Annotated in this window: 26 protein-coding genes and 1 pseudogene; 15 read left to right on the top strand and 12 right to left on the bottom strand. The window is 43.2% G+C overall.

The window, feature by feature from the left end:
• Positions 1–2: 2 nt before the first annotated feature.
• Both ACE3JL_RS06755 and ACE3JL_RS06750 read right to left on the bottom strand, forming a co-directional pair.
• Positions 3–1,151: a glycosyltransferase family 4 protein gene (locus ACE3JL_RS06755; RefSeq protein WP_271988424.1), complete on the bottom strand. Its 1,149-nt coding sequence runs from the start codon at positions 1,149–1,151 to the stop codon at positions 3–5.
• Positions 1,152–1,320: 169 nt separating this feature from the next.
• Positions 1,321–1,476: a DUF2256 domain-containing protein gene (locus tag ACE3JL_RS06750; RefSeq protein WP_002746413.1), complete on the bottom strand. Its 156-nt coding sequence runs from the start codon at positions 1,474–1,476 to the stop codon at positions 1,321–1,323.
• Between the two features lie 36 nt (positions 1,477–1,512).
• Between ACE3JL_RS06750 and ACE3JL_RS06745 the strand changes: the two genes are divergently transcribed.
• Both ACE3JL_RS06745 and ACE3JL_RS06740 read left to right on the top strand, forming a co-directional pair.
• Positions 1,513–2,313, top strand: coding sequence for an RNA methyltransferase (locus tag ACE3JL_RS06745; RefSeq protein WP_271988423.1), 801 nt, complete (start codon positions 1,513–1,515; stop codon positions 2,311–2,313).
• Between the two features lie 27 nt (positions 2,314–2,340).
• The gene (locus ACE3JL_RS06740) at positions 2,341–3,522 is read left to right on the top strand and encodes a serine hydrolase (protein WP_375329128.1); all 1,182 of its coding nucleotides are present in this window, start codon (positions 2,341–2,343) and stop codon (positions 3,520–3,522) included.
• Positions 3,523–3,525: 3 nt separating this feature from the next.
• Here the strand turns inward: ACE3JL_RS06740 and ACE3JL_RS06735 are convergent, their stop codons facing one another.
• Positions 3,526–3,792: a glutaredoxin family protein gene (locus ACE3JL_RS06735; protein ID WP_002750529.1), complete on the bottom strand. Its 267-nt coding sequence runs from the start codon at positions 3,790–3,792 to the stop codon at positions 3,526–3,528.
• Positions 3,793–3,800: 8 nt separating this feature from the next.
• On the opposite strand from ACE3JL_RS06735, the gene ACE3JL_RS06730 reads away from it, so the two are divergent.
• The 9 genes from ACE3JL_RS06730 (at position 3,801) to ACE3JL_RS06690 (ending at position 11,725) form a co-directional block, all read left to right on the top strand.
• The gene (locus tag ACE3JL_RS06730) at positions 3,801–4,040 is read left to right on the top strand and encodes a hypothetical protein (protein ID WP_271988421.1); all 240 of its coding nucleotides are present in this window, start codon (positions 3,801–3,803) and stop codon (positions 4,038–4,040) included.
• A gap of 159 nt (positions 4,041–4,199) precedes the next feature.
• Positions 4,200–4,925: a Uma2 family endonuclease gene (locus tag ACE3JL_RS06725; protein WP_375329127.1), complete on the top strand. Its 726-nt coding sequence runs from the start codon at positions 4,200–4,202 to the stop codon at positions 4,923–4,925.
• 172 nt (positions 4,926–5,097) lie between these two features.
• A complete protein-coding gene (locus tag ACE3JL_RS06720) occupies positions 5,098–6,162 on the top strand; it encodes a ParA family protein (protein WP_375329126.1) in 1,065 nt (354 codons plus the stop codon).
• Positions 6,146–6,325: a hypothetical protein gene (locus ACE3JL_RS06715; RefSeq protein WP_375329125.1), complete on the top strand. Its 180-nt coding sequence runs from the start codon at positions 6,146–6,148 to the stop codon at positions 6,323–6,325. The genes ACE3JL_RS06720 and ACE3JL_RS06715 overlap by 17 nt, the downstream gene beginning before the upstream one ends.
• A gap of 2 nt (positions 6,326–6,327) precedes the next feature.
• Positions 6,328–6,906: a HEPN domain-containing protein gene (locus ACE3JL_RS06710; protein ID WP_375329124.1), complete on the top strand. Its 579-nt coding sequence runs from the start codon at positions 6,328–6,330 to the stop codon at positions 6,904–6,906.
• Between the two features lie 146 nt (positions 6,907–7,052).
• On the top strand, positions 7,053–8,771 hold the full coding sequence (locus ACE3JL_RS06705; RefSeq protein ID WP_375329123.1) for an ABC1 kinase family protein: 1,719 nt from the start codon (positions 7,053–7,055) through the stop codon (positions 8,769–8,771).
• A gap of 36 nt (positions 8,772–8,807) precedes the next feature.
• Positions 8,808–9,185, top strand: coding sequence for a hypothetical protein (locus ACE3JL_RS06700; protein WP_002734118.1), 378 nt, complete (start codon positions 8,808–8,810; stop codon positions 9,183–9,185).
• 129 nt (positions 9,186–9,314) lie between these two features.
• On the top strand, positions 9,315–10,652 hold the full coding sequence (locus ACE3JL_RS06695; protein WP_375329122.1) for an anthranilate synthase component I: 1,338 nt from the start codon (positions 9,315–9,317) through the stop codon (positions 10,650–10,652).
• Between the two features lie 107 nt (positions 10,653–10,759).
• On the top strand, positions 10,760–11,725 hold the full coding sequence (locus ACE3JL_RS06690; protein WP_271988415.1) for a permease: 966 nt from the start codon (positions 10,760–10,762) through the stop codon (positions 11,723–11,725).
• A gap of 177 nt (positions 11,726–11,902) precedes the next feature.
• Here ACE3JL_RS06690 and ACE3JL_RS06685 read toward each other — a convergent pair.
• From ACE3JL_RS06685 to ACE3JL_RS06665, 5 genes and pseudogenes are all read right to left on the bottom strand, one after another.
• Positions 11,903–12,013: pseudogene (locus ACE3JL_RS06685) on the bottom strand (YgiT-type zinc finger protein); the annotation flags it as partial.
• A 57-nt stretch (positions 12,014–12,070) separates the two neighbouring features.
• A complete protein-coding gene (locus tag ACE3JL_RS06680; RefSeq protein ID WP_271988413.1) occupies positions 12,071–12,805 on the bottom strand; it encodes a peptidylprolyl isomerase in 735 nt (244 codons plus the stop codon).
• A gap of 19 nt (positions 12,806–12,824) precedes the next feature.
• Positions 12,825–14,279: an HlyD family efflux transporter periplasmic adaptor subunit gene (locus tag ACE3JL_RS06675; RefSeq protein ID WP_375329121.1), complete on the bottom strand. Its 1,455-nt coding sequence runs from the start codon at positions 14,277–14,279 to the stop codon at positions 12,825–12,827.
• Between the two features lie 2 nt (positions 14,280–14,281).
• Positions 14,282–16,924, bottom strand: a complete 2,643-nt coding sequence (locus ACE3JL_RS06670; protein ID WP_375329120.1) for an ABC transporter transmembrane domain-containing protein — start codon at positions 16,922–16,924, stop codon at positions 14,282–14,284.
• Between the two features lie 7 nt (positions 16,925–16,931).
• Complete coding sequence (locus ACE3JL_RS06665) at positions 16,932–17,399, bottom strand: helix-turn-helix domain-containing protein (protein WP_271988410.1); 468 nt, start codon at positions 17,397–17,399, stop codon at positions 16,932–16,934.
• Between the two features lie 395 nt (positions 17,400–17,794).
• Between ACE3JL_RS06665 and ACE3JL_RS06660 the strand changes: the two genes are divergently transcribed.
• The 4 genes from ACE3JL_RS06660 (at position 17,795) to ACE3JL_RS06645 (ending at position 21,006) form a co-directional block, all read left to right on the top strand.
• Positions 17,795–18,394 carry a peroxiredoxin gene (locus ACE3JL_RS06660; protein ID WP_002735961.1) on the top strand — a complete coding sequence of 200 codons (600 nt, stop codon included), beginning with the start codon at positions 17,795–17,797 and terminating at the stop codon, positions 18,392–18,394.
• A 171-nt stretch (positions 18,395–18,565) separates the two neighbouring features.
• A complete protein-coding gene (locus tag ACE3JL_RS06655; protein ID WP_375329119.1) occupies positions 18,566–19,825 on the top strand; it encodes an OFA family MFS transporter in 1,260 nt (419 codons plus the stop codon).
• A 220-nt stretch (positions 19,826–20,045) separates the two neighbouring features.
• Positions 20,046–20,387, top strand: a complete 342-nt coding sequence (locus tag ACE3JL_RS06650) for a DUF4164 domain-containing protein (protein ID WP_375329118.1) — start codon at positions 20,046–20,048, stop codon at positions 20,385–20,387.
• 112 nt (positions 20,388–20,499) lie between these two features.
• The gene (locus ACE3JL_RS06645; RefSeq protein WP_375329117.1) at positions 20,500–21,006 is read left to right on the top strand and encodes a DUF4164 domain-containing protein; all 507 of its coding nucleotides are present in this window, start codon (positions 20,500–20,502) and stop codon (positions 21,004–21,006) included.
• Between the two features lie 217 nt (positions 21,007–21,223).
• On the opposite strand, the gene ACE3JL_RS06640 is transcribed toward ACE3JL_RS06645, so the two are convergent.
• The 4 genes from ACE3JL_RS06640 to ACE3JL_RS06625 all read right to left on the bottom strand — a co-directional run bounded on the left by ACE3JL_RS06640 (position 21,224) and on the right by ACE3JL_RS06625 (position 25,495).
• A complete protein-coding gene (locus tag ACE3JL_RS06640; protein ID WP_375329116.1) occupies positions 21,224–22,927 on the bottom strand; it encodes a tetratricopeptide repeat protein in 1,704 nt (567 codons plus the stop codon).
• A 10-nt stretch (positions 22,928–22,937) separates the two neighbouring features.
• The gene (locus tag ACE3JL_RS06635) at positions 22,938–24,233 is read right to left on the bottom strand and encodes a P-loop NTPase fold protein (RefSeq protein ID WP_375329115.1); all 1,296 of its coding nucleotides are present in this window, start codon (positions 24,231–24,233) and stop codon (positions 22,938–22,940) included.
• 290 nt (positions 24,234–24,523) lie between these two features.
• Positions 24,524–24,775 (bottom strand): BolA family protein, encoded by a 252-nt coding sequence (locus ACE3JL_RS06630; protein WP_271991438.1) that lies wholly within the window; start codon positions 24,773–24,775, stop codon positions 24,524–24,526.
• A 72-nt stretch (positions 24,776–24,847) separates the two neighbouring features.
• Positions 24,848–25,495, bottom strand: a complete 648-nt coding sequence (locus ACE3JL_RS06625) for a hypothetical protein (RefSeq protein ID WP_271991435.1) — start codon at positions 25,493–25,495, stop codon at positions 24,848–24,850.
• Positions 25,496–25,541 lie beyond the last annotated feature (46 nt).

Below are 25,541 nucleotides of genomic sequence, written 5' to 3'. Positions count from 1 at the left end.
CCTTAGTGAAAGTAGCTAAGAGAAGATTGTTTTTGGGCTAACACTTCTTGATAAACTAACTGTAAGCGATCAATATTTTTGCTAAGAGTGTAAGAGTCTAAAACTCTTTGACGGGCTTTTTGACCTAAAATAGTGGTTAATTCGAGATGATCTCGTAATACAGGTAAGAGCGTTTTTAATTGGGTAATTAGTCCTCTAGTATCTAAAACTATTCCCGCACCTTTTAACACTTCCCCATCGGCCCCCACATCCGTAGCCAGACAAGCAACACCGCAGGCCATCGCTTCCAAGAGAGAGATCGATAAACCTTCCACTAAAGAGGGTAAAATAAAGCCGTCAACCCCGCGCAAAATTTCAATTCGTTTATTTTCATCGCCGATAAAACCTAACCAGATAATACCATATTCTTCTCCATAAAAAGGCTTAAGGGAAGGAGTTAACGGACCATCACCAACAATGAGCAGTTTGCATCTACCCCCCAAATTGGTTTTTTTCCAAGCTTTCAATAAAGATTCTACATTTTTCTCCGGCATGATCCGACCGAGATAAATAAATAAACAATCAGCATTATATTGAGCTTTAATATTCGATGGTCCTGGACAATACTTATTAACATCAACCCCATTGGGAATAATTGCTAATTTTTCTTCGGGAACTCCCAATTTAACTAAAAAATCCCGTTGAGAGGTGGAAAAAATAATTACTTTATCGTAATTAGCTAAAAAAGGAGCGTGTAGTTGGTAGGTTAATAATTGGGTACTGGAGATGATATTGCGAATTTTACTATCAAAAGCCGGGTGAAAAGTCGCCACCAGAGGCAAATCTAAAGACTCACAAATTTCTGGTAGTAGAAAATCGAGGGGAGACAGGGGTAAGGACGCATGAACTAGATCGGGTTTCAGTTCCCTGAGTTTATCCTGTAGAACCCGACTCGATTTCAGGGTGGGAATAGTATAGACTTGGGAACTATAGAGACGTGGCAGGGTGATTTCGTCGTAAAAGTCGGGCCAATCGCTTACGGTGGGTTTTTCAGAAGAAAAATGTAGAAAACTGACTTGATAATCTCGATCGAGCAGGGAATTAGTCACTTCTCGCCCATAGGTAACGTTACCGCAAAAAGGAGATTTTTTTCCTAACCAGGCAATGTGCATTCAGATTCTCTTAAGAAAAAGTTAATTTAGCCAAGTATCAGCTTACTAAATTAGCCGTAAAATTAAAAGCGAATAGAGTACCTCAGCAAAATTAATTATCCATCTAAGTCCTCAGCTAAAAATTGCCTTTTGCAAGAGTGCCTATTTGATAGTTAAAATTCTCGGCTTTTTACTGATTGGCCGAGGACTTGCGACGACGACAGCGTTCCGAACAATATTTGACCTCATGCCAACAGTTTTGCCACTTTTTGCGCCAAGTAAAGGATAAACCGCAAACAGGACAAATTTTACTGGGAAGATCGGACTTCGAGGGCTGACGTGCCATGATTAAAATTAAAAAGTCAAAAACTGCGCCTTATCTATGAGTGTAGATGAAAATAATCAGAGTTCCCCACTCGATCGCCTGAGAATTATTTTAGTTGAACCAGCTGGAGCCTTAAATGTGGGTTCCACTGCCAGAATTATGCGGAATATGGGCTTAAGTCGCTTAATTATCGTCAATCCCGCCTGTGATATCCTTGCAGAAGAAGCGCGACGCATGGCAGTACACGGGATTGAAGTCCTAGAAAACTGTTCACAGGTAGCCACCCTGGGGGAAGCTTTGCAGGGTTGTCATCGCATCATTGCCACCACCTCGAAACCCCGTCACCTGAATACTCCCCTTGAAACACCCCGGACAGCCTTACCCTGGTTACTCACCCCTAACCTGGAATCGGCCCTAATTTTCGGGCCAGAAGACCGGGGTTTAAGTAACAGCGAACTGAACCACGCCCAGCGTTTTGTCGGTATTCCCGCTAATCCTCAATATTCCTCCCTCAATCTCGCCCAAGCGGTGGCAGTTTGCTCCTACGAACTGTACCAAATGGCGACGGAAAATAGGCTCGAACCCCGAGTAGAAACGCTCCCCAATGCCACTTTTGAGGCTCTAGAAGGCTATTATCAGCACTTAGAGAGCTTTTTGCTCAAAATTGGCTATCTTTACCCCCACACCGCCGCCGCTAGGATGGAGAAATTCCGGCAATTTTATCATCGGGCCCGGCCCACGGTGGAGGAATTAGCCCTGCTGCGGGGTATTATCGGTCATATTGAAAGTATCGGGCAACTTTTTCTCGGTCTTGATAGTCTCAAGGGCAAGAAAAAAAATTCTCCTAGCGATCGATAATAAATCTGGATACCCTTGAGGAAAACCGTGACTCGTCAAGTAACTCGTCGTCCTAGTAAAGTCCAATCCGGTCCTGAGTCCCCTGGTGCCATGGACTCAAACAATAACAAAAGGCCTGTACCCGTTAAAAGGGCAAAAAAACAACGTAAACCTAACCTAATCGCTTCTTTTCTCCTTCAGGTTCTTCGCTTCTCTATCCTTGGTGTCGGTTTAGGTGCGATCGCTGGTACGGTTTTAACGGTGGTGGATCCGAGCAAATTACCCCTACACCCAAAATCCACCGCTACTAATTCCCCGACTCCCAAACTTGTCACCCCAAAACCGACCACCTTAGTCTTAAACGAAAATCTCAGCAGTCTTAACCAGAAATTACAGGCTTTAGCGGTCAAATATCCGAAATTACAGGCGGGAGCTTTATTTATTGACCTCGATAACGGTGCTTACGCTAATTTTCGCGGAGATACTATTTTTGCCGCCGCTAGTACGATTAAAATCCCGATTCTGGTGGCCTTTTTTGAGGATGTTGACGCGGGGAAAATTCGTCTCGATGAAACCCTTGTGGCCACTAAGGATGTCATGGCCAGTGGGTCTGGAGATATGCAGTATCTAGGAGTGAATAAAACCTATACTGCCCTAGAAACCGCCACTAAAATGAACGTGATTAGCGATAATACCGCTACTAATATGTTAATCAAGCGGATGGGCGGCAAAAAGGCTCTTAATCAGCGTTTTCAAGCTTGGGGTTTGACCAGTACGGTAATTAATAACCCTTTACCAGACTTGGAAGGAACCAATACCACAAGTCCGAGAGATTTGGTGACAATCTTAGGAAAAGTTAATCAAGGGGAATTACTCAGTTTGCGTTCCCGCGATCGTCTATTAAATATTATGCAGGAAACGCGCACTCGCACCCTGCTGCCCCAAGGTATCGAGAAATCCGCCGATATTGCCCATAAAACCGGTGATATTGGCTCAATGTTAGCGGATGCGGGGATTATTGATATGCCCAACGGGAAACGCTATCTAGGAGCAGTGATGGTGAAACGTCCCCACAATGATAGTAACGCTAGGACTCTGATTCAACAAATATCGCGCACGGCCTACCAACACTTTAAATGGTATCAAACTCAACCCGCAGCCAAACCGCAACCAGTCCCCCAGTCTTCTCCCTCTCCTAGTCCGGTCCCTAGTCCTAGTCCGGGTAATTAGCCCTTAGGTTAAATTATTGGCTAAAAGACGGGCCAATTGTTCGGCATTTGCCCGGGGGGAAAGACGAGGGAGGATTTTTTCCCCCGTGGCTAGTTTTTGACAGAGAACGGGGATTTCGTACTGATAAGCGTTAAACCAATCCTCTCGACTGGTAATGTCCCTAATTTCTAACTGCCACTCCGGTTGACGGATTTTTTCTAGTTTTTCTAGCAACCCTTCGCAAAGATGACAGTCCGGTTTACTGTATAAAATTAGTTCTATGGTAGTCATAAATATTTATGTTCATTACCTCCACGATTAGTCTCTCATCAACAATTCTACAAACTCCCACACCCACACCGACTTTAAATAATAATTTAGTTAATTCAGGTTCTCAAGACATAGTCTATATCGGTGTGTTTCTTCTGGCAATTACCCTAGTCATGGTTATTGGTATTATCAATCAAAAAATTGAATACGCTCTCATTTTTGCCGCCACTCTCACTGTTATTTTAGTGGCTTTCTTCTGGTTTTTATAAGTCCTTCAACCAAGGGGATTGAGGTCATGATATTCTGACTTCCCCAACCGACTCCTAACAGCCTATATACAAGCAAAACGATCGGAATTATAATATAATTGTATTGATTGTCGCTTGTTGCTAGAATCACCCCAAATTGACTCAATGGGTTTATAAACGATGACAACCCTAGATATTGCTACCGATATTGTCTGTCCTCCCACCGATTTATGGAGTGATGAACCACCCGTGGAAAGTGATCTGCATTTACAACAAATTATTTTATTATTATCTTGTCTTGATTGGCTCTGGCAAGATAGAAACGATTACTATGCCTCGGGTAATTTGACTATTTATTATAACGAAAGACAACTAAAACAGCGAGATTTTTGTGGACCAGATTTTTTCGTGGTTTTAGATACAGAGAAACGTCCCCGGAAAAGTTGGGTTGTCTGGGGAGAAGGGGGTAAATATCCCAATCTAATCATCGAAATTCTCTCCGATTCCACCGCTAATGTGGACAGAAAAGCCAAAAAGGAACTATATCAGCATACTTTCCGGACTCCTGAATATTTTTGGTTTGATCCCAATACCTTAGAATGGCAAGGATTCACTTTAATCGAGGGACAATACCAACCGATTACCCCCAATGAAAACGGTTATTTATGGAGTAAGCAACTGGGATTATATTTAGGGATTTTTGCCAATAAATTGCGCTATTTCACCGAATTGGGCGAATTGGTTCCCACCCCTCAAGAGTCGGCCCGACAGGAAAGATTAGCCAAAGAACGGGAAAGATTAGCCAAAGAACAGGAAAGATTAGCCAAAGAAAGAGAACAACAACGGGCGGAAAAATTAGCCCAAAAGCTGCGAGAATTGGGCATTAATCCCGATGAAATTGCTTAAATATCCTGTTGGAGGTGTTAGGGTGGAAACCATGGCGCAATTTTTCCTTAATTGCTAGGCATTAAAACGAGTAATCCGAAACTCTGATTCTAGCCTAGAAATCATGGCAAAATCTCCACACTGATGTTATAATAATGACCAAGGGCAACAATCTTCAAATATAATTAATGCCATGGTGCAAAAAATAGCTTTTTTTAATCATAAAGGTGGAGTGAGCAAAACTACAACCACTTTTAATCTTGGTTGGATGCTTGCTGAGAAGGGTAAAAGAGTAATTATTGTCGATACCGATCCCCAATGTAACTTAACTGGTATGGCTTTGACTAATGAAAGTGAAGATAGGGAGGAAAGACTACAAGCAATCTACAATACTTGCTCTAATATTAAAACAGCTTTAGCACCCGCTTTTGAATCTCAACCGAGATTAATCGAAGCTGTGGACTGTATTCCTATTGATGGTCGTGATGACTTATTTTTACTGCCCGGTCATGTGGGGTTAGCTGAATATGAAGTTACCCTAGGTATTGCTCAAGAACTTAGCGGGTCAATTCAGGCTTTAAAAAATCTCCCCGGTGCGATTACATATTTATTAGACGAAACTGCCGAAAGATTTCAAGCTGACTATATTTTAATCGATATGAGTCCCAGTTTGGGGTCAATCAATCAAAATATACTGATGACCAGCAACTTTTTTATTGTGCCAACCACAGCGGATTTTTTCTCGGTTATGGCTATCGATTCTTTAACTAAAATCTTGCCTAAGTGGCACCAATGGGCTAAGGCAGCTAGTGCTTTACCAATTCTCAAAACCGCCAACTATCCCTTCCCCGAAGTTAACCTACATTTTTTGGGAACTATTGTTCAGAACTATCGAATCAGAGGTGGTCAACAAACAAAAGCTTTTCAAAACTGGATTAACGAAATCGAGAAAAATATTGGCGATAAAATGATTCCAGCCCTAGAAAAAAATGGCATGATGCTACCGAAATTTATCTACGATCAGAATGGTGTACCGGCTTGCTGTACTCTAGTAAAAATACCTGATTTTAATAGTCTTATTGCCTTATCTCAAGAGCATCAAACGCCCGTTTTTGCGCTAACTGCTGAACAATTAGAATGGCAAGGTACAGTGTTAGATCAAGCCCAAGAAAAACAACAAGAATTTAAAAATATTTTTTCTGACTTAGCAGACAAAGTTATCGGTCTTACCTCCGAGATTTATGCAGTTAGCCATTGAACAATTTCGCCTTGGTCTTGCCCGCGTTCGTGACTTGATCGCTATCCACAATTCCCTCAAATCTCAGACTACTTCGGCCCTAGATGTATCGGATATCCTCAGAGCCGCTTTAGTCCTGACTGTGAGCGCTTTAGATATTATGTTCACGAAGTGGTTACTCTAGGAATGCTAGAAATTTATCGAGGCCAACGTTCAGAACCTTCTCCCACTCCTAACAGTTCTCAATCTGCCTTTTCTCGTTTTCAAGTCTCCTTGAATGGCGCACGACAAGAACGATTGATAGCTATTAGTATTGGCTCTTGGTTAGAGAACGAAATTCAACAAAACTACGGTTCTTTTTTTGATCAAGAATCTCGCTCAATTTCCGAGGTACTACCAATGATTGAAAATCTCCTCACCAACAAACTTAATAGTAATTATTGGCTAGAGACTGAAATTAGAGAAAACCTCAGATATAAAAGCTTTCAACAACCGGACAAGATAGCGGAGGCCATTAGATTAATTTCAGCCAAGAAATTGTGGGAAGAAGTGGCCAGCAAACTAAATAAACCAGCCAAAGATATTAAAAGCCAACTTAGCATAATTGTTGAGCGAAGGAACAAAATCGCCCATGAAGCTGATATAGACCCGAGTTATGGCATTGGTAGTCGCTGGAATATCGATGAAAATATGATTAATGATGCCGTTACCTTTATAGAACAGCTTGTTGAAAATATCCATCAGGTACTTGAGGACATCCACTAGCCGAAAATTTCCCCGGCAGTCCAGCAATAAATACTTATGATTTCTCAGGGAATTATAACAATTATTAAATAATGTGTAGTTTTGTATACTGATGTCAAGAACTTAGCTACAATATCAGGTGGCGTAAGATATATAGAGATTAGCTAGTGAGTCGGAATCAAGACAGTCAAACTGACCGGAAACGAGAAGAAACACAGTTCACTCCTTACAGTGCAGAAGCGATCGCTCAACAATACCGTTACAAACCTTGGCAATTGTTTGGTCGCGCTTTCGTGATTACTTGGTCTTTAGGATTATTTCTCCTCAGTCTCCTCTGGGACAAATGGACAAAGCAAGAAGAAGCCAATAAATACCAGCGTGCCAGCGAACTTAGGCAAATTCTCACCCGTTTGGGTCCCACCTTCATCAAAGTCGGTCAAGCTCTCTCTACCCGCCCCGACCTCGTTCGCAAAGACTTTTTAGACGAATTAGTTAAACTGCAAGACCAACTTCCCCCCTTCGATAACGACATCGCTTTTGCCCTTATCGAGACAGAATTGGGAATGCCTGTAGAAAAAGCCTATCGAGAAATATCCCCCACCCCTGTGGCTGCCGCTAGTTTAGGACAGGTTTATAAAGCGATTCTACCCACCGGCGAAGAAGTAGCCGTTAAAGTGCAAAGACCGGGGCTGCGGGCGCTTTTAAGCCTCGATTTATACCTAATGCGCTGGGCTGCCCAAAAATTCGGTCGTTTATTACCCCTCAATCTCGGCCATGACCTCACCCTGATTGTCGATGAATTCGGCACCAAACTGTTTGAGGAAATCGACTATCAAAACGAAGGTCGCAACGCTGAAAAATTCGCCACCAACTTCCAAAATAACCCCGAAGTTAAAGTTCCCAGTATCTACTGGCGTTATAGTGGTCGCCGCGTCCTCACCCTAGAATGGATTGATGGCTATAAACTCACCGATACCGAGAATATCAAAGCTTTAGGATTAGACCCCAATAGTATCGTTAAAATCGGCGTAACCTCCGGATTACAGCAACTCCTCGAACACGGCTTTTTCCACGCTGATCCCCATCCGGGTAATCTTTTCGCCACCTTTGATGGTCGCATGGCCTATATCGATTTTGGCATGATGGACCAGTTAGAGGAGGAAACTAAAGAAACCCTCGCTAGTTGCGTCGTTGATTTAATTAACAAAGACTACGAAAACCTGGCCGCCAACTTTGTCAAACTAGGATTTTTAACCCCAGAAACGGATATAAAACCCATTATTCCGGCTCTAGAACGGGTTTTAGGCAATGCCATCGGTCAAAGGGTCGGTGACTTCAATTTCCGCACTATTACCGATGATTTCTCTGAATTGATGTACCAATATCCCTTCCGGATTCCCGCCAAATTCGCCCTGATTATTCGTTCCCTCGTCACCCAAGAAGGGGTGGCCCTTACCCTCGATCCTGACTTCAAAATCGTCCAAGTGGCCTATCCCTACGTCGCTAAACGTCTCCTGACTGGGGAATCGCCCCAACTGCGCCGGCGTTTACTGGATGTATTGTTCAAAAACGGTAAATTCCAGTGGCAACGTCTAGAAAACATGATTACAATGGCTCGCTCGGAAAGTAACTTCGATTTACTGCCCACCGCGCAATTAGGCATCACTTTTCTTCTCTCGGAAGAAGGTCGTTATCTGCGTCGTCAATTGCTATTAGCTTTAACGGAAGATGACCGTCTCCACACGGCCGAAGTACAACGTCTCTGGGGTTTAATTCAAGGAGAATTGCAACCGCGGCGACTCTTGGATGTGGCCATGAGCGCTTTTCGGGAATTATCGTCCCAAGGTGTGGCCGCTGTCCTTCCGCGAGAAACCAGTTCGCGTTAAAGTGTTTAAGGTCATCATCGCTTAATCACTTTTTCTATGGATTATTATTTTCTGCCCCAACCGCCCTATTTTCTAGTTTTTGCTGGTTTATTTATCGGTATTACCTGCGGGGCTGCTTTTGAAGCTAGTCTCAAGCAAGTGGTTAACAATTGGTATAAAAATAAGGGTTCAGACGATCAAAATCTTTTAAAATCCAGTTCCTTACAAATTCCTTTTATCGGTATTTGTGTAGGAATCTGTCTTTTCCTGGCCTCGGGATTAGATATATTTATTCTCAATGGTTGGGTTGCCTACGCTATCTCTCTCCCCATGACTATCTTTATCGGTGGTTTGGTTTGGAGTCAGTTAGGGGAATTATTAGGCCAATTACAGCGCGGCGGTTCTAAAGAAATTGACCTCGATTATCGGGGATAATTAGGAGGCAGCAAACATTTAGGACTAAGATAATAGGTGTTAGCAGATAGGAAAGATCAACTCCCCCACAACTAACACCAAAACCCTAGTTATACCCAATTTACCAGCTATTTTGTCCCGCGATTTTAGATGCAAAAACCTCTAGCATGGCATTGGCGATCGCTTCCTCTGCATCAGCGCACTGGTTCCGAGGTTTTTGCCTGCTTATTCTCCCAAAATGCGATCGCTACTTTACTAGAAAGTCCCTATCCGGGTAATTCCCTCTCCCGTTACTCTCTTTGTGCTGGTTCCCCGCGTCAGCTTTGGACCCCCGCACTGGGGGAAATTCTGCCCTTTTTAAGCAGTTTACTCCCCCAACCCCGATGTGATCATCTTCCCGATCATCTTCCCTTCCATGGCGGTTGGTTGGGGTGGTTAGGCTATGATTTAGCTTGGGAGATAGAAAAATTACCAGACAGGAAAACTGATACTCTCCCTTTTCCGGTCGCTTATTGGTATGAACCGGATAGTTTTGCCCTTCTCGATCACCAAGCACAAATTCTCTGGTTAGCTGCCACTAAACCCGAAGATTTAGATAAATACGAACAATCTTTAACCACTAACCCTGATTTTGAGTTGATCGATCCTGATCCCTCTCCCTTACTCTTTTATACCTCTCAACTCGACTACGAAAAAGCTGTTAAAAAAGCCTTAGATTATATCAGAAAAGGTGATATTTTTCAAGCAAATTTATCCCTAAGATTTCAAAGCACAACTAGGGCAAAAGGATGGCAAATTTATCGCAGTTTACAACAGATTAACCCTTCTCCTTTTGCCAGTTATTGGCGTACCCCTTGGGGAGAAATGATTAGTTGTTCTCCTGAAAGATTGGTGAAATTAGAAAGGGGAATAGCCAGCACTAGACCGATCGCTGGAACCCGTCCCCGGGGTAAAACCGAGGCACTCGATCGACAATTGGCCGAGGAATTATTAACTAATAAAAAAGAGCGGGCCGAGCATATTATGCTAGTGGATCTAGAACGCAATGATCTGGGTAGAGTTTGTGAATGGGGATCGGTTGATGTGGATGAATTACTGACGATCGAGCGTTATAGTCACGTTATGCACTTGGTCAGTAATGTTCAAGGAAAATTAGATAAAAAGTATCATGCTATTGATTTAATTAAAGCTCTTTTCCCCGGGGGAACAATTACCGGTTGTCCGAAAGTTCGCTGTCTAGAAATTATCGAAGAATTGGAACCGATGCGACGCAATTTATTCTATGGTTCCTGTGGCTATATTGACCTACGGGGTAATTTAGATTTGAATATTCTCATCCGTACCCTATTAATGACCACTCAAGGGAATTTTAACACCGTTTGGGGACAGGTGGGAGCGGGAATAGTTGCCGATAGCGATCCCGAAAAAGAATGGTTAGAATCCCTTCATAAAGCTGAGGCACAATTAATCGCTTTACGTTCTTTTTAATTTTTGGTTTCCACAAACTAACCTAGTTGTTGCATCTAAAACCGATCTTTTTACTTTTTACCTTATCTGCTATTTTGTAGGATAGCTTCCGATCTTGAACCCTATTCATGAATCAAATTTCTATCGCTGTTACTTTTTTTCTTAGTTTAGTCTTGACCTCCCTTCCCTTTTTACTTTTGGGGACAGCCGTTTCCAGTTTTTTGCTGGTTTTCGTCAATAAACAGCGACTAGCGGCGATATTTCCCCGCAATCGTGTCTTAGGAGCGATCGTTGGCAGTGCCATCGGATTAATCTTACCCGTCGGACAATACGGCACGATTCCCGTTGCTAGAAGATTCTTATTAGAGGGAGTACCCCCAGGGGTGGTGTTTAGCTTTCTCACCGCTGCACCTACCCTAAATATCGTCACTCTTTGGCTAACTTGGCAGACTTTCAGCTATTCTAGTGTTTTCTTCTATCGATCGCTTTCGGTGTGGTTAATGGCAATTGTTATCGGAACTCTCTTTAGTTTCTATCGGGAAAAACCCCGCACCGATAGTGAAATTCCCCTAGAATCGAGTTTAGTTCTTTCTGGTAGTTTTTTACCGGAGAAAGCAGCCAGTCAACCTCTACAAAGAGTCGGCAGTCTTGTTTATGAGTATAAAACTAGAGATAAGCAAGCTTGGCCAATTTCTGTGCAGTTATTTCTCGATAACTTTATCGATGAAGCGCTGGAATTAGGGGGATTATTAATTATCGGCTGTGCAATCGCTAGTGTCTTTCAGCTATTATTACCTCAGAGTCAATTAATTGCCTGGGGGAATACTCCCGCTACTCAAATTCTCGTGCAGTTGTTCTTTGGTTTCACCCTCGCTGTTAATGCTAGTCTTAGCACTTTTGTCCCCGGTTCTTTAATTACTAATCTGTCTGTGGGTTCCACTCTAGCTTTTTTACTGGTCGCTTCCCTTATTGATATTAAAGCTTTTATCCTCCTCCTATCAGCTTTCCGTCCTAAAATCGTCCTTTATTTCGGAATTTTATGCCTGTTAATGACTTTTTTAGTGGCTCTGATCCTCAGTTTTTATCTAGGTTGAATTTCTTCCGGATCAGAAAAAATTTCTCTTGACAAAAGCCCCTTGACATGATACTATATTCATAATGGAAAATCCGTGCGCTTGCGAACCCTATTTTCCCAAGTATTTAAGACCTGCTGAATAATGGTAAAACTCTTTAGTGACCGACTGGCTTAGATAATACTCCCCGCAATTTTAACAGATATCAGCAGGGACTTGTTTTAAAATCACGATACAATTATCTCTCTCCAAGGTAACAGTTACGAAACCCGATCGAGTCGTACCGTTTTTACAGATCACATATTCCATAACTCTTATCTTCCCTTACTATGTTTGCGGGGTGAGCATAACCCCCCCCGTCCACAATTAATTACTTAACTCGTATTCTATTTCCTGAATTTTCTCTTTTATCCAGCCGTTAAACAACTCGACACCGATTTGCAAAGCCAACTCCTCAGTTAATTTTGGCTTAAGGATTTCCTCGACGAAAATCAGGTGGAAACCTCGATCGCCTTGCAGCGGTTTCAACAATCGAGAAGAATCCGATGCGAAAATTGCGGACGAAAGATTCGGTCGTAAATCCTTACGGGAAACAGTACCGCGATAACCTCCCTTGCGTCGTAATTCCACATCCTCGATATAGCGATGCGCTACTTCCTGAAAGCTGATTTCCTCCTCCTGAATTGATTCATACAACTCCTCCGCCATCGCCTGATCTGCTAACACTACCTCATAGATCACCGCGCCGGTATAATCTAGCTGGTGTTCCACAAAATAGGATTCAATTTTGTCTGCGAAAAGATGTTCGGCTAATTTACCCGATAGTAAACTGAATTGAACGATCTCCTCGAAATCGTCTAGGGATAAGCCCTGTTTTTCCAACCAATTCCATGTATCTTTGGCGTTATGTAATTTATTGGCGAGACGGAATTGATCGGCCGCCTGTTGTAACTCGTCGGTTGTGTTTTTAATCCCCGCTGCCGTGGCGGTTTCGGTGATGATTTTCCGAGCGATAATTCCCTCGACTATTTCGGGAACTTTTCCCGATAGCTTAAGCTGTTGGATAAGGTCTTGATTGGTGATGTTGATACTAGGCGACATAATGACTCCTGAAAAAAAACTACAGTTTTAAACCGTCTTTTTGCAGATCCTTAAAGGGATCGAGGATGTAATCGATCACCCGACGCTGACGGACGATCGCTTCTGCGGTAGCCGTATCTCCCGGATTGAGGGGAATACATTGATTTCCCTTTTGAATACAGGAGCGATCGAGTTGAATTTCTAGCTCGAAAACGTTAATTTTTCCGTTTGGCGTTTCCTTTTCGATCGCCGTCGGTGATTTCTTGGTGATCTTGCCGCCGATAATGCCGTAATCCTGAAAAGGATAGGCATCGAACTTGACTTTTATCGGCATACCGGCCCGGAGAAATTGACTTTGATCCGTGGGCATTTCTGCCTTGAGAATAAACCGCGATCCTTTCGGTGCTATCTCCGCGATCCGCGTTCCCGACTGCACCACCGCACCCGCGCGTTTAATCGGTAATGAAAAGATCGTGCCGTCGGTATTCGCCTTTAAAACCCTCTGACTTAGCTGGATTTGGAGCGCTTGCCGTTGGCTCTTGGTTTGGGCGATTTCCGATGCAAGGGTTGCGATCTCCGTTTCTAGATTGTTAATCTGCTCCTGTATCCTTAAGAGTGCCAACTCGTTGGAATGGCGGAGACTTTGATAACCCCGCTGCCGCTCCTGTAATTGCAGATGCGCTTGGGCGATATCCGCGCTCGTTTGTTGACTCGTCTGACGGTAGGTGCTTTCTAATTCCGCTAGTTTATGTTGATTTTCTTTTACCTCCGCTTTTCCCCGTTCGTAGAGTTGTTGGCGCTCCTTGGCATTATCCTCGCGCTCGATGAATTGTACCTCCGATATCGCGCCATCCTCCCACGCTTTTCGGTAGCGCTCGACTTCTTTTAAAGCCGTTTGATAACGACTTTTGAGAATCGGGTAATCGGTTTGACTGCGTGCGAGGGCGATTTTCGCTTGATTGACTCGCTCTTGTTGTTCTTCTAGGGATATTTTGGCCTTCTTGATTAATGCGTCCACATTCTCCCGCGCTTGTTCGATCGAGGCTTCTTTTTCCGCTGCTGCCGCGCGATTTTGTTGGCTTTGGGTGGTTAAAGAAATCTCTAACTGACTTTTGACAAGTTTCTGTTGGGAAAGACGGCTTTTTTGTCCTTCTATTTTCTCCTCGATTTGTTGTATTTCCTTGCTGATTAATAGGGAATCTAGGGTTAAAATCGGTTGTCCTGCTTTCACTTCTTGTCCCTCACGGACATAGATTTTTTCCACTTCTCCTGCGGTGATTGCGTCGAGTTTGACTGTTTCCCCTTGGGGTTCCAGTTTTCCTGGACCGACACCCGTTTCATCGACTTTTGAGAATATCGCCCAGGGGAGAATAATAGAGACAAAAATAATCAGAAAATAGAGTAAACCCCGCGTCCAGGGTAGGGGTAAAGTATCGATCAATTCCTTGGTCTGGAAAGACCAGTTATCACGCTCTCTGTCTAGATTGGTGGTCATAGTTATTCACTCAATTGATTAGAATTTAAATTACGGTAAATTCCGGGACGAGCCATTAATTCTTCGTGGGTTCCACTATCGACTAATACCCCTCGATCGAGAACGAGAATACAATCTGCGTTCCGCACCGTAGAGAGGCGATGGGCGATAATCACCATCGTGCGATTCTGGCGAATTTTCTGGAGATTTGTTTGAATAATCCGTTCCGATTCCGTATCGAGGTGGGAAGTGGCTTCATCGAGGATTAATAACCGCGGCTCTCCCATCAATGATCGAGCGATGGCGATCCGTTGTCTCTGTCCCCCGGAAAGTAGCCCTCCACCCTCGCCGATTTGAGTTTCGTACCCCATGGGCAGTGATTGAATAAAGTCATGAATTCCCGCTAATTTCGCCGATTCGACTACATTTTCTAGGGGGCGATCGGGATGTCCTAAACTGATATTTTCCCGAATCGTGGAACCGAAGAGAAAAGTATCCTGATCGACGACTCCCACCTGTTGCCGGAGGGAACTGAGGGCGATCGTACTCAGATCGTAACCGTCGATCGATATTTTCCCATCGGTGGGGGGATAGAGGCCGATCAGTAATTTCGAGATCGTGGTTTTTCCCGAACCGCTCCGACCGACGAGGGCAACGGTTTGACCGGGTAAAATCTCAAAACTGAGGTTTTCTAAAACATTGTGATCGCTGTCGGTGTGGTAGCGAAAGGTGACATTTTCAAAGCGAATATGTCCCTGTAATTCCGGGAGAAACTGACGGGAAAGTTCCTCTAAATTCTCCTCCGGCTTTGCGTCTAGTACATCGTTAATGCGCTCGACGGCGATATTGACTTCTTGAAATTGCGTCCAGAGAACGGTTAAGCGTTGAAAAGGCGCGATGATCTGGGCAAAAAGCATATTAAAGGCGATCAGTTGTCCGATCGATAATTGATTTTGAATCACTAGATAGGCACCGAAACAGAGTAACCCCGTTGTCGCTAAAGATTCGATCAGATTACTGAATATCTGGAGATTATTGCCGATGATCTGCCCAGAGAAATTTTTCTTGATCTCCACCGAGAAAAGGTCTTCCCAGTGCCAACGGGTTGAGCGCTCTGTGGCGGTAGATTTGACGGTACGAATACCGGTTAAAATCTCGATCAGGTAACTGCTTTCCTTAGCGATCGCCTGAAAAATATCCCGGGATATTCGCTGGAGAAAAGGGGTAGAAATTAACGCCAGCAGAAAGAACGGTGGCACGATCGCTAAACTGATGAGGGCTAATTGCCAGCTATAGCGGAACATCACCGCCACATACACGAAAACCGTTAATAAGTCAAGTAAAATCGAGAGAGCTTCCCCAGAGAGAAAACGCTGGATCTTGCGATTTTCCCCGACGCGGGAAATAATATCGCCCACATAGCGGGACTCGAAATAACCGAGGGGAAGGCTGAGGGTATGGCGGATAAAACCGGTGATTAATGCCGTATCGATGCGATTGGCGGTGTGATCGAGGAGATAGGCCCGTAAACCGGTAATTGCTACCCGAAAAACCCCGAAAATTAGCGCACCGATACCCATCGCCCAAAGGGTGGTTAAGGACCCCTGGACGATTACTCGATCGAGGATTAACTGGGTGAAAATCGGCGTAATTAAGCCGAATATCTGGATAAAAAGCGAGGCGACGAAAATTTCCAGCAGCACGAACCAATGAGGTTCCAGTAAGCGATAAAACTGCCAGAGAGAGGTTTTATCCTCTTTTGTGTCCCGGAATTTCTGGTTCGGTTGCAGCAGAAGGGTGAATCCCGTCCATTTACTGGCGAATTCGGCACGACTTAGGGTTAATTGCCCGATCGCCGGATCGCCAATAATCACCTGTTTGGGGGTAATTTTCCAGATCACAACGAAGTGTTTGCCTTCCCAGTGAGCGATCGCAGGTAGGGGCTGTTTCACTAATCCCTCTAGAGTCGCCTTTACCGGACGGGTGGAGAGGCCGATATTTTCCGCCGCAGTGATCAGTCCCTTCAGGGATGCTCCGTCGCGGTTGACGTTGGCCATTTCCCGCAAACGGTTGACGCTGATTCTTTTGCCCCAATAACGGGCGATCATGACTAAACTGGCCGCCCCGCAATCGGAGGCGGACTGTTGCTCGAAGAAGGGATAACGGCGGAGGGATTGACCGATCCAGTGACCTAACCGCCGCGCCGGAGAGGGAAAATAGGTTCGATCGCTTTTTTTGTCCGTTTCTTCTGCCTTCATCCCAAGAAGTTGCTCAATTTCCCGCGCCCGTTGCAGTAATGTTTTTTTCAGGGCGGGGTGTTTTTTCAGGATCGGCCTCAGGGCGGACTCGGGGATAAGAAGTAGTTCCGCCTTCACCGAGACTCGAACCGAGTAGGGTGGTCTCTGAGCTACGCCGAAGAGCAGAAAACCCGATCGGGGAAAGAGGGTGAATTCTCCGAAAAATTCGTCGTTTTTGAGCGCAATCATCTCTTTTTGCTGCGAGTTCGCTATGCGAACTTTGCCGCGAACGACTAGGTATAATCCGGGCTGTAGGGACAAGATCCCTGCTTCGGGAGAGAGGGTGATCGCCGTTTTCTGGAGACTCCGCCACTGGGTTTCGGACAGGAATTCTGGCCAGGGATTGACGAGGCTGTGAGTATCGAGCATAGTTGTTTTAAGCTTTGGCTGAAGGAGAAAGATCGATGATGCGGATCGGCTGTAGCTGTTTGCGGAGGCGATTGATGTGGGTTGGGGTGAGCGCGACCCCGAATTCTTTCTCTAGATGCTGCGCTAACCAAACTCCCGACCATCGGTTAAAGGAATAGCCGAAATCCCGGGGGGATTTACTAATCAGTTCTCTCAGGCGATCGAGGTAAAATTGATCAACTTTTGAGGGGCGACCGCGGCGGTATTTCTGCCAGCGATCGATCTTGCCACTCTCGGCGATCAGTATCCATTTACTAGCGGTGGCGGCAGTACAATCGAGAAGCTTACGGATCTCGTTCTGGGATTTGCCCTCATCAGCGAAAAGAATGATTTGAATCCGTTTGCGATCGATATCGGGGATATTTGGTTCTGTTAAGATTTCGAGAAGTTGCTGACGTTGGGATAGGGATAGATATTTACCAGTGCTTGATGACATAGCCTTTGCAACTATAAGTAAAAGCAGACAGCAGCAGGTCGGAGCGTTGAGGCAAGAAAGTTGTACTAGATTGTACAATGGGCTAAATTCCTCGTGCAACGATCTCTTTCGCTGTCCTTAAATTCTTATTTTGGCTGCGAAAGTAAACATTATGCAGTCTATTAAATTCTTTTTCTCTCCCCCGATCAAACCTCTCTAACACCTAACCCCCATCACCCTATCACCCTATCTCCCTATCTCCCCACTAGCCACTGATAACTGATAACTGATAACTGGTAACTGATAACTGGTAACTGATTGTCAACTACTCAAAATCGTTATGACTATGATATAGTTGTTAAGGAATGTAAAAATAGTTGCATTTTCCCAGAAACTAGATTAAGGAGATTAAGAGTATGACCGCCGAGGGTTGCTTAAGAGTCGGACAAGCGGCGCCGGATTTCACCGCGACCGCCGTTTTCGACCAAGAGTTCAAAACCATCAAATTGTCGGATTATCGGGGTAAATACGTAGTTTTATTCTTCTATCCCCTCGATTTTACCTTTGTTTGCCCCACGGAAATTACCGCTTTCAGCGATCGAGTTAGCGAATTTGCCAGCATCAACACCGAGATTTTAGGAGTGTCCGTCGATAGCGAATTTGCTCACCTAGCATGGATTCAAACCGAGAGAAAATCCGGCGGTGTGGGGGATGTGGCCTATCCTTTGGTGTCAGACCTGAAAAAAGAAATCAGCACCGCTTACAATGTTCTTGATCCTGATGCGGGAGTGTCCCTGCGTGGTCTCTTTATCATCGATAAAGAAGGTGTTATCCAACACGCTACTATTAATAATCTTTCCTTTGGTCGCAGTGTCGATGAAACCCTCCGCACTCTGAAAGCGATTCAATACGTCCAATCCCACCCGGATGAAGTTTGTCCCGCCGGTTGGCAAGAAGGGGATGCTACTATGGTTCCCGATCCTGTGAAGTCAAAAGTTTACTTCGCGGCAGTTTAGTTAAAAGTCCTCAGAAGTCCCTCAGCTATAGATGGGGGGCAGACTTTTAAAGGGGGGCGAAATAATTCGCCCCTTATTTTAATCGGAAAATTTTCTGGAAAATTGGCCCTATTAGCCATGACCTCATCTAGAATACTGGCCAAACAAGTCTAGAAAGAGTCACGGCGATCTATGACTAACAGTAATTATGATTCCGAGTTGACAGTTTTGGGATTACCCGCAGCCAAAGGTAGATGGTTATTAATACCTCTAGGAATGGGCGTTTTACTTTGTTTAGGGACGGTGTACTCTTGGAGTATCTTTAGAAAACCCCTAGAAACAGAATTAAATCTCAGCGCCACGGAAAGCTTACTACCCTACACTGTGGCTTTAGTATTTTATGCCGCTTCTATGCCGATCGCCGGTTTTTTTATCCCCCGGGTAGGCACTCGCAGGATGACGGCTATCGGCGGAATTATCGTCGGTTTAGGCTATATTCTCGCTAGTTTTGCCGCTCAGATCCAGACAATTATTCTTACCTACGGAGTCATTGCCGGCACAGGAGTCGGCATCGCTTACGGTGTTCCCATGGCAGTGGTGGCACGCTGGTTTCCCGACAAAAAAGGTTTAGCGGTGGGTTTAACTATCATCGGATTTGGCCTTTCTCCCCTGATTACCGCACCTTTAGCCAATCGATTGATCAATGAATATAGTGTCAGACCAAGTTTAAGATTTTTGGGGATTATCTTTACAATAATTATTGTGATGATTGCCCTCACCCTGAAGTTACCCCCTCAAGACTGGCAACCTCCCGCCAATTTAGCTAATGGAAAATCCGACTTTCAGGCTAATTATCCAGTGAATATGCTGAAAAGTCGCTCATTTTATGGCTTATGGCTTTGCTACGCCATTGGTGCTTTAATTGGCTTGAGTGCCATCGGTATTTCTAGTCCCGTCGCTGAGGAAATTATCCAGATCGAGCCGGGGTTAGCCGCTAGTAGTGTTGCTCTATTTGCTTTCTTTAATGGTATTAGTCGTCCTTTGTTCGGTTGGTTAAGCGATCGCTGGAAACCCCATTATCTAGCGATCGGGGCCTATACACTCATTTTGATCGGCTGCCTGTTGATGGTCAAGGCCGAAAAAGGGGCAGTTACTAACTATCTAGTGGCTTTTTGTCTATTTTGGTTTTGTTTAGGGGGATGGTTAGCCCTAGCTCCCGCTACCACTCTCCACTTCTTTAATCCTGACCACTACGCCCAAAATTACGGTATTGTTTTTACTGCCTACGGTGTTGGTGCTTTGATCGGAACTTTAGTAACCGGTAGAATTCGCGATTGGTTCGGTACTTACACTTATGCTTTTTATGCTATGGCTGTATTGGCAATACTGGGCATTTTTCTCGCTAGTGCCTTACTGAAAAGACAGCGATCGCAGCTATCAAATCCTAGCTAGAGCTTGCTAAAAATTACTGTAAGCTTTACTAGAAAATGGTGTCTTACACTTTTTTAGCCAAAAAAGTGTAAGACACAAACGTTGAGAAGATGAAAGTAGATTTGGTTGTGACACTATTGCTCGGAATCAACCATAATTAATTATGCAAGAACTCTAATAACCAGATTTAGGATTAAGATAAAATCATTGTACTATCATTACTCCCAGAGATGTTACCAAAATGTCTAACGAAACCGTTACTTATAGTCTTGAATCTGTCCTCAAGGAAATTAAAGACAGCATCAAGGAAGTTAACCAAAAAATCGACACCTTTCAACAGGATGTTAATCAGAAATTTGATAGCCTACAGAAGGATTTTAACCAGAAATTTGATAAGATCGACGAACGGCTAACTAAGCTAGAGTTAGGACAAGCAAAACTAACTGAGAAAGTCGATGGGATGGATAGAAGACTAGAAAAGGTGGAAGAAACCCAAAAAAATCAAGTTTGGACGTTAATTATTCTTTTAGGAGGAGCGATCGGAACAGCAGCGTGGCGCTCTTTCTTTTCTGGTAATCCTTAGAAATATTACCATAATACTAAATTCTAGGCAATAGGTAATCAGTCTTTAATAACCAGATTTAGGATTAAAATAAAATTATTGTACTATCATTACTCCCAGGGATGTTACCAAAATGTCTAACGAAACCGTTACTTATAGTCTTGAATCTGTCCTCAAGGAAATTAAAGACAGCATCAAGGAAGTTAACCAAAAAATCGATACTTTTCAAAAGGATGTTAACCAGAAATTTGACAGCCTACAGAAGGAAGTTAACCAAAAAATTGATACCTTGCAACAAGATTTTAACCAGAAATTTGATAGTCTACAGAAGGATTTTAACCAGAAATTTGATAGCCTACAAAAGGATGTTAACCAAAAAATCGATACCTTGCAACAAGATGTTAACCAGAAATTTGATAGCCTACAGAAGGATCTTAACCAGAAATTTGAGAAAATCGACGAACGGCTAACTAAGCTAGAGGTAGGACAAGCAAAACTAACTGAGAAAGTCGATGGGATGGATAGAAGACTAGAAAAGGTGGAAGGAACCCAAAAAAATCAAGTTTGGACGTTAATTATTCTTTTAGGAGGAGCGATCGGAACGGCAGCGTGGCGCTCTTTCTTTTCTGGTAATCCTTAGAAATATTACTATAATTTCTCACTTTACGGTAGTTATGAGGGTAAATTAGCAGATGTCAAACTCAGGTTAAAAATAAGGGATATCTAACCCCTAATTATGCTTTACTCAACCATCTTTTTAACAATCGCCACAATGCCACTATTATCCCCCCAATTAAAACTAAAGGAAACTTAACCACCCCCAGAAAGAAAGCAACGATTAAGGGATATTTTCGGGTTTATAATCTCCGAATTGCCCGATCGCACTTTTGAACATATCCTGCTAACCCCAATGCTTGAGATAATTCCCGCGACTGAAGAAATGCTTCTTTCGCTTCCGATATACGTTTGAGTTTATAGTAGGTAAGTCCCAGATTAAACCAAGCATTCGCTTCACCCCCCCGATCACCGATTTCCCGTTTGATTGCTAAGGACTGTTGATAAAACTCGATCGCTTTTTGGTATTCTCCTAGGGATTTGTAAACAATGCCTAAATTATTGTAGACATTCGCTTCACCCCCCCGATCACCGATTTCCCGTGTGATTGCTAAGGACTGTTGATGAAACTCGATCGCTTTTCGGTATTCTCCTAGGGATGTGTAAACATTGCCTAAATTATTGTAGGATGCCGCTTCACCCCCCCGATCACCGATTTCGCGTGTGATTGCTAAGGACTGTTGATAAAACTCGATCGCTTTTTGGTATTCTCCTAGGGAACAGTAAACAGTGCCTAAATTATTGTAGGATTTCGCTTCATCCCCCCGATCACCGATTTCCCGTGTGATTGCTAAAGACTGTTGATGAAACTCGATCGCTTTTTGGTATTCTCCTAGGGAATAGTAAACATTGCCTAAACCCATGTAGGATTTCGCTTCACTCTTCCGATCGCCGATTTCCCGTTTGATTGCTAAGGATTGTTGATAAAACTCGATCGCTTTTTGGTATTCTCCTAGGGAATCGTAAACATTGCCTAAATTATTGTAGGATGCCGCTTCACCTCCCCGATCACCGATTTCTTGACTTATTGCTAAGGACTGTTGACAAAACTCGAGCGCTTTTTGGTATTCTCCTAGAAAATAGTAAATACCGGCTAATGAGTTGAGACTCGCAACTAAATCAAGTTCTAGATTTAACTCTTTTTGTAAATCGATCGCTTTTTGATAATACTCGATCGCAAGCAGAAGTTCCTGACGATAATCTGACAATGGCAGATTTAATAAACGATGGTTATAAATTTTAGCTAAACTTGCATATAAACGCGCTAGTCTTGGCTCTTTTTTGCCTTTATTTACCTCGATTTGCTCGATTAGTTCTAACAAGTCTTCCTTAGAGATTAAAGGAATATCTTTATCTATAGTAATTTCGTCAAAAGATTGTAAAATTGGTAAAATTTCCTGACAAGGTAAAAAGTTACTTGGAGGAGAAATAAAGCGAAAAACTCCTTTTCTCCAACTCCAAAAATCGGGGGACTTTTTGCGTAAATTTACTTCCACTGTGCTTGTTACCCAAAGAACGATGGAATAGGGAAATTCTCGCAATCCTTCCCTTGTCCATTGCAGATAACCAAAAAATTTATCTAGTTCCGATTTTTCCTGTTGCCATTCGGTCGCAACGCGCTCGCTACGCGAGATCGAGTGTAATTTTTCCACTCCTGTGGTTGTGATCACAGCGTTTTTACTTTGTAATAACTCTGGTTTTCTGGAGACTAAACTAGCAATTGCTGCTCTTAAACTCGGTTCTTTTTGATCTAAATCAATCCGATAACAAGGGATTACTGGTTCTAATTCTTTGCTATAGCGATCAATGATTTCTTCTCGCAATTTTTCCTGATCACACACACAAATCAATATATTTAATCTCTCTTGATTTGCCTCTAGAGACACGATTAAACCTTCGTATTCTCTTTCATTTTGGTCAATAATTGAAGATGTTTCATTATTCATAATATCCCATTCAAATTGTTCCTCTTTTTTTCATTAACTCAACCACAATCGGATGCACATTATACCAGAGATCGCCATTGCGGTATTCCAAAATATATAAACCATGCAACAGATCTAGAAAATTTTGATCCTTGAGATCCTTCGGTTTTGACTTTTTATAAACAGTTTTAATAATTTCCTCATCTGCTGTACCGATACTTTCAGCAAAATCGAGACTAAGTTCTGTGATTGATTGTTCTAAAACAGCTTGATTAATTTTTAGGGTATTATCATCAGGATAACGACGAACCGATCGCAAACAAACCCGACAGCAATCATTAGTAATGCGAATTAATTCTCGTAACACTCCCCCACTATAAAGACAAATTTTTTCGATGGTGTCAGGATCGATTAAAGCGGGATTGATGCGCTTAGTGATAATCTCGGTTAAAGTAGCAATAATTTGCGGATCGGGTATAGCATTAGCTGAATTAATTTCTCCCCGTTTAAAGAGTTTATATACAGGCATTTGTACGATCTGATCATTAGTTTCTGTTTGGAGAGTTGCCTTTAAAGCTACTTCTCTTAAAGCGGCGATCGGAATAGTCATAATAATCCGAAAACCGGGCAACATAATCGCTTTAATATGGGATTGAAAAATATCCCTTACCTGTGCTAAGTCAATTTTATCAATGTCATCAACAATTACTAAGATTTTTTTCTGACTTTGGGACTCGATCGCACTAGCTATAATGTTAATTTGGGCAACTAGATCGGTAATTCTCCGCTCATACTTTTGTTTGATTTCCTCGCGAATAGTCGAATTAATCTTGAGAATTCCTTTAATGTGAGCTAGTAAAGAAGAAAAGTTAAAACCTGTTTCGATAGTGGCATCTGCTTGATTGGTTTCCGTGCGAATTTGTTCAGCAAACCATTGATAAAAGCTTTTTTTAATAGAATCTTTAATAGTTAAATTTTGGGCTTCCGCTTCTGACATCATCTGAACGGCGATCGAGAATAAAATATTAACATGATTTACGTCTGACATTTCGATCATGTCTGAGATCGAGAAGAAAACAACAAAATAGCGATCATCTAACTTTCTTTTAAATTCATAGAGTAGGGTTGACTTACCACAACCCCGATGTCCTGCTAGAATAATTTTTCCGTCTTCCGAAGGACTATCTTCGACCAATTGTTCTAATTCGTCGATAATTTCTGTGCCGTATTTGACAGCAAAACGCTCTAATTCTTTATCCGATCGCAGGGGTAAAAGTTCCAAATTGCGATAGGCTTCTCGAAAGGGTTCTAGTAAAGGACTAACCATAAGTAATTAGGGTTTGCGGCAAAAAGTTTTTCGTGGGGGTAGGGTGTGGGAATTATGAATTATGAATTATGAATTATGAATTGGGTAGTTGGCTCTTTTAGGTTCTGTGTGATAAGTTTAACTTACAGAGGATCGATCAATCTTTGTGTCCTTTGTGTCTTTGTGGTTCCTTCCACTCGCTAGCCTGAAAGAATGTATCTTAGAATACATTTTGCCTACCAAACCTAAGAGAGCCAAAAAATTAACTGATAACTGATAACTGATAACTGATAACTGATAACTGATAACTGTTATTTTTCTGCTTCCCAACCGTCGGGAGTGTAGGTTTTTAATGCCAAAGCATGGATTGCTTCGGTAGCGAGTGCCGATTGTAAAGCACCATAAACCATTTGATGCTGTTTAACGCGGGTTTTGCCGGCAAATTCGCCAGAAATAACCACCGCTTCCAAATGATCGCCACCTCCCGTTAAATCCCGAATCATCACCTGTGCATCGGGGATTTGTTCTTGAATCATCGCTTCTACTTGGCGAAAGTCAACCATCTTAACTCCTCAAAACAATTTAAAGATACTCTGATCCCATTGTTACCGAAAGCTCGTCAATGGGGATAAAATTCACTGCTTTGGGGGGGGATTGCTAGGAGTTGCGGAGGTGGGAGTCGGTGCGGAGATGGGTGTGCTGACAAATCCCATTTCGTAGAGTTGTTGATAGCTTTTTTGTCCTAATTCACTGGTGGGGTTTTGGGATTGAATCACCTGAATTAACAAAGGAACCGCCAATTCTGGCTGATTTTGCGCCCTATGAACCAAAGCAAGCTTATAGGTGGCTTCATCCCGCATTTGTCCCGTGTTTAAAGCACTTTGACGCTGAGAATCGAATACTTTTGGGTCAATTCCTGAGAAACTATTAGCTAATTGCAGATGATAGTTAGATAGTTGGTTAAAAATCCGACGCGCTTGATTGAGTTTGTCCACAGCGACATCGTATTTAGCGGCATTAATAGCAGTGTTCGCTTCTTCCACTAAACGTTGTCCCCCCTGAAGACTCAGGACACTATCGGCTTGATTTAAGGGTTTTAATTCGTTAGGATCGCTGGCAGGAGTGTTTGAGTCGGGGGTTTGTGCTTGTCCGTTAGGCGCGATCGCAATTCCTAAACCGATCGCCAGAGTGAGCAGATAAATTAAACTATAAGGCTGTTTTCGCTTAACCATAAAATTTCTCGACTGAATGTTCCGGAGGGGAACGGCTATTTTTTTTGACATCGACAACTGACCTATAGTAGCTTTTTTGGGGCAGTTTCGATCCTAC

Origin of the sequence: Microcystis sp. BLCC-F210, assembly GCF_042134685.1 — a bacterium.
In the GTDB taxonomy this organism is placed as follows: domain Bacteria; phylum Cyanobacteriota; class Cyanobacteriia; order Cyanobacteriales; family Microcystaceae; genus Microcystis; species Microcystis aeruginosa_D.
The sequence above is the reverse complement of the archived record's forward strand: the minus strand, read 5'-3'. Positions and strand labels throughout refer to the sequence as shown.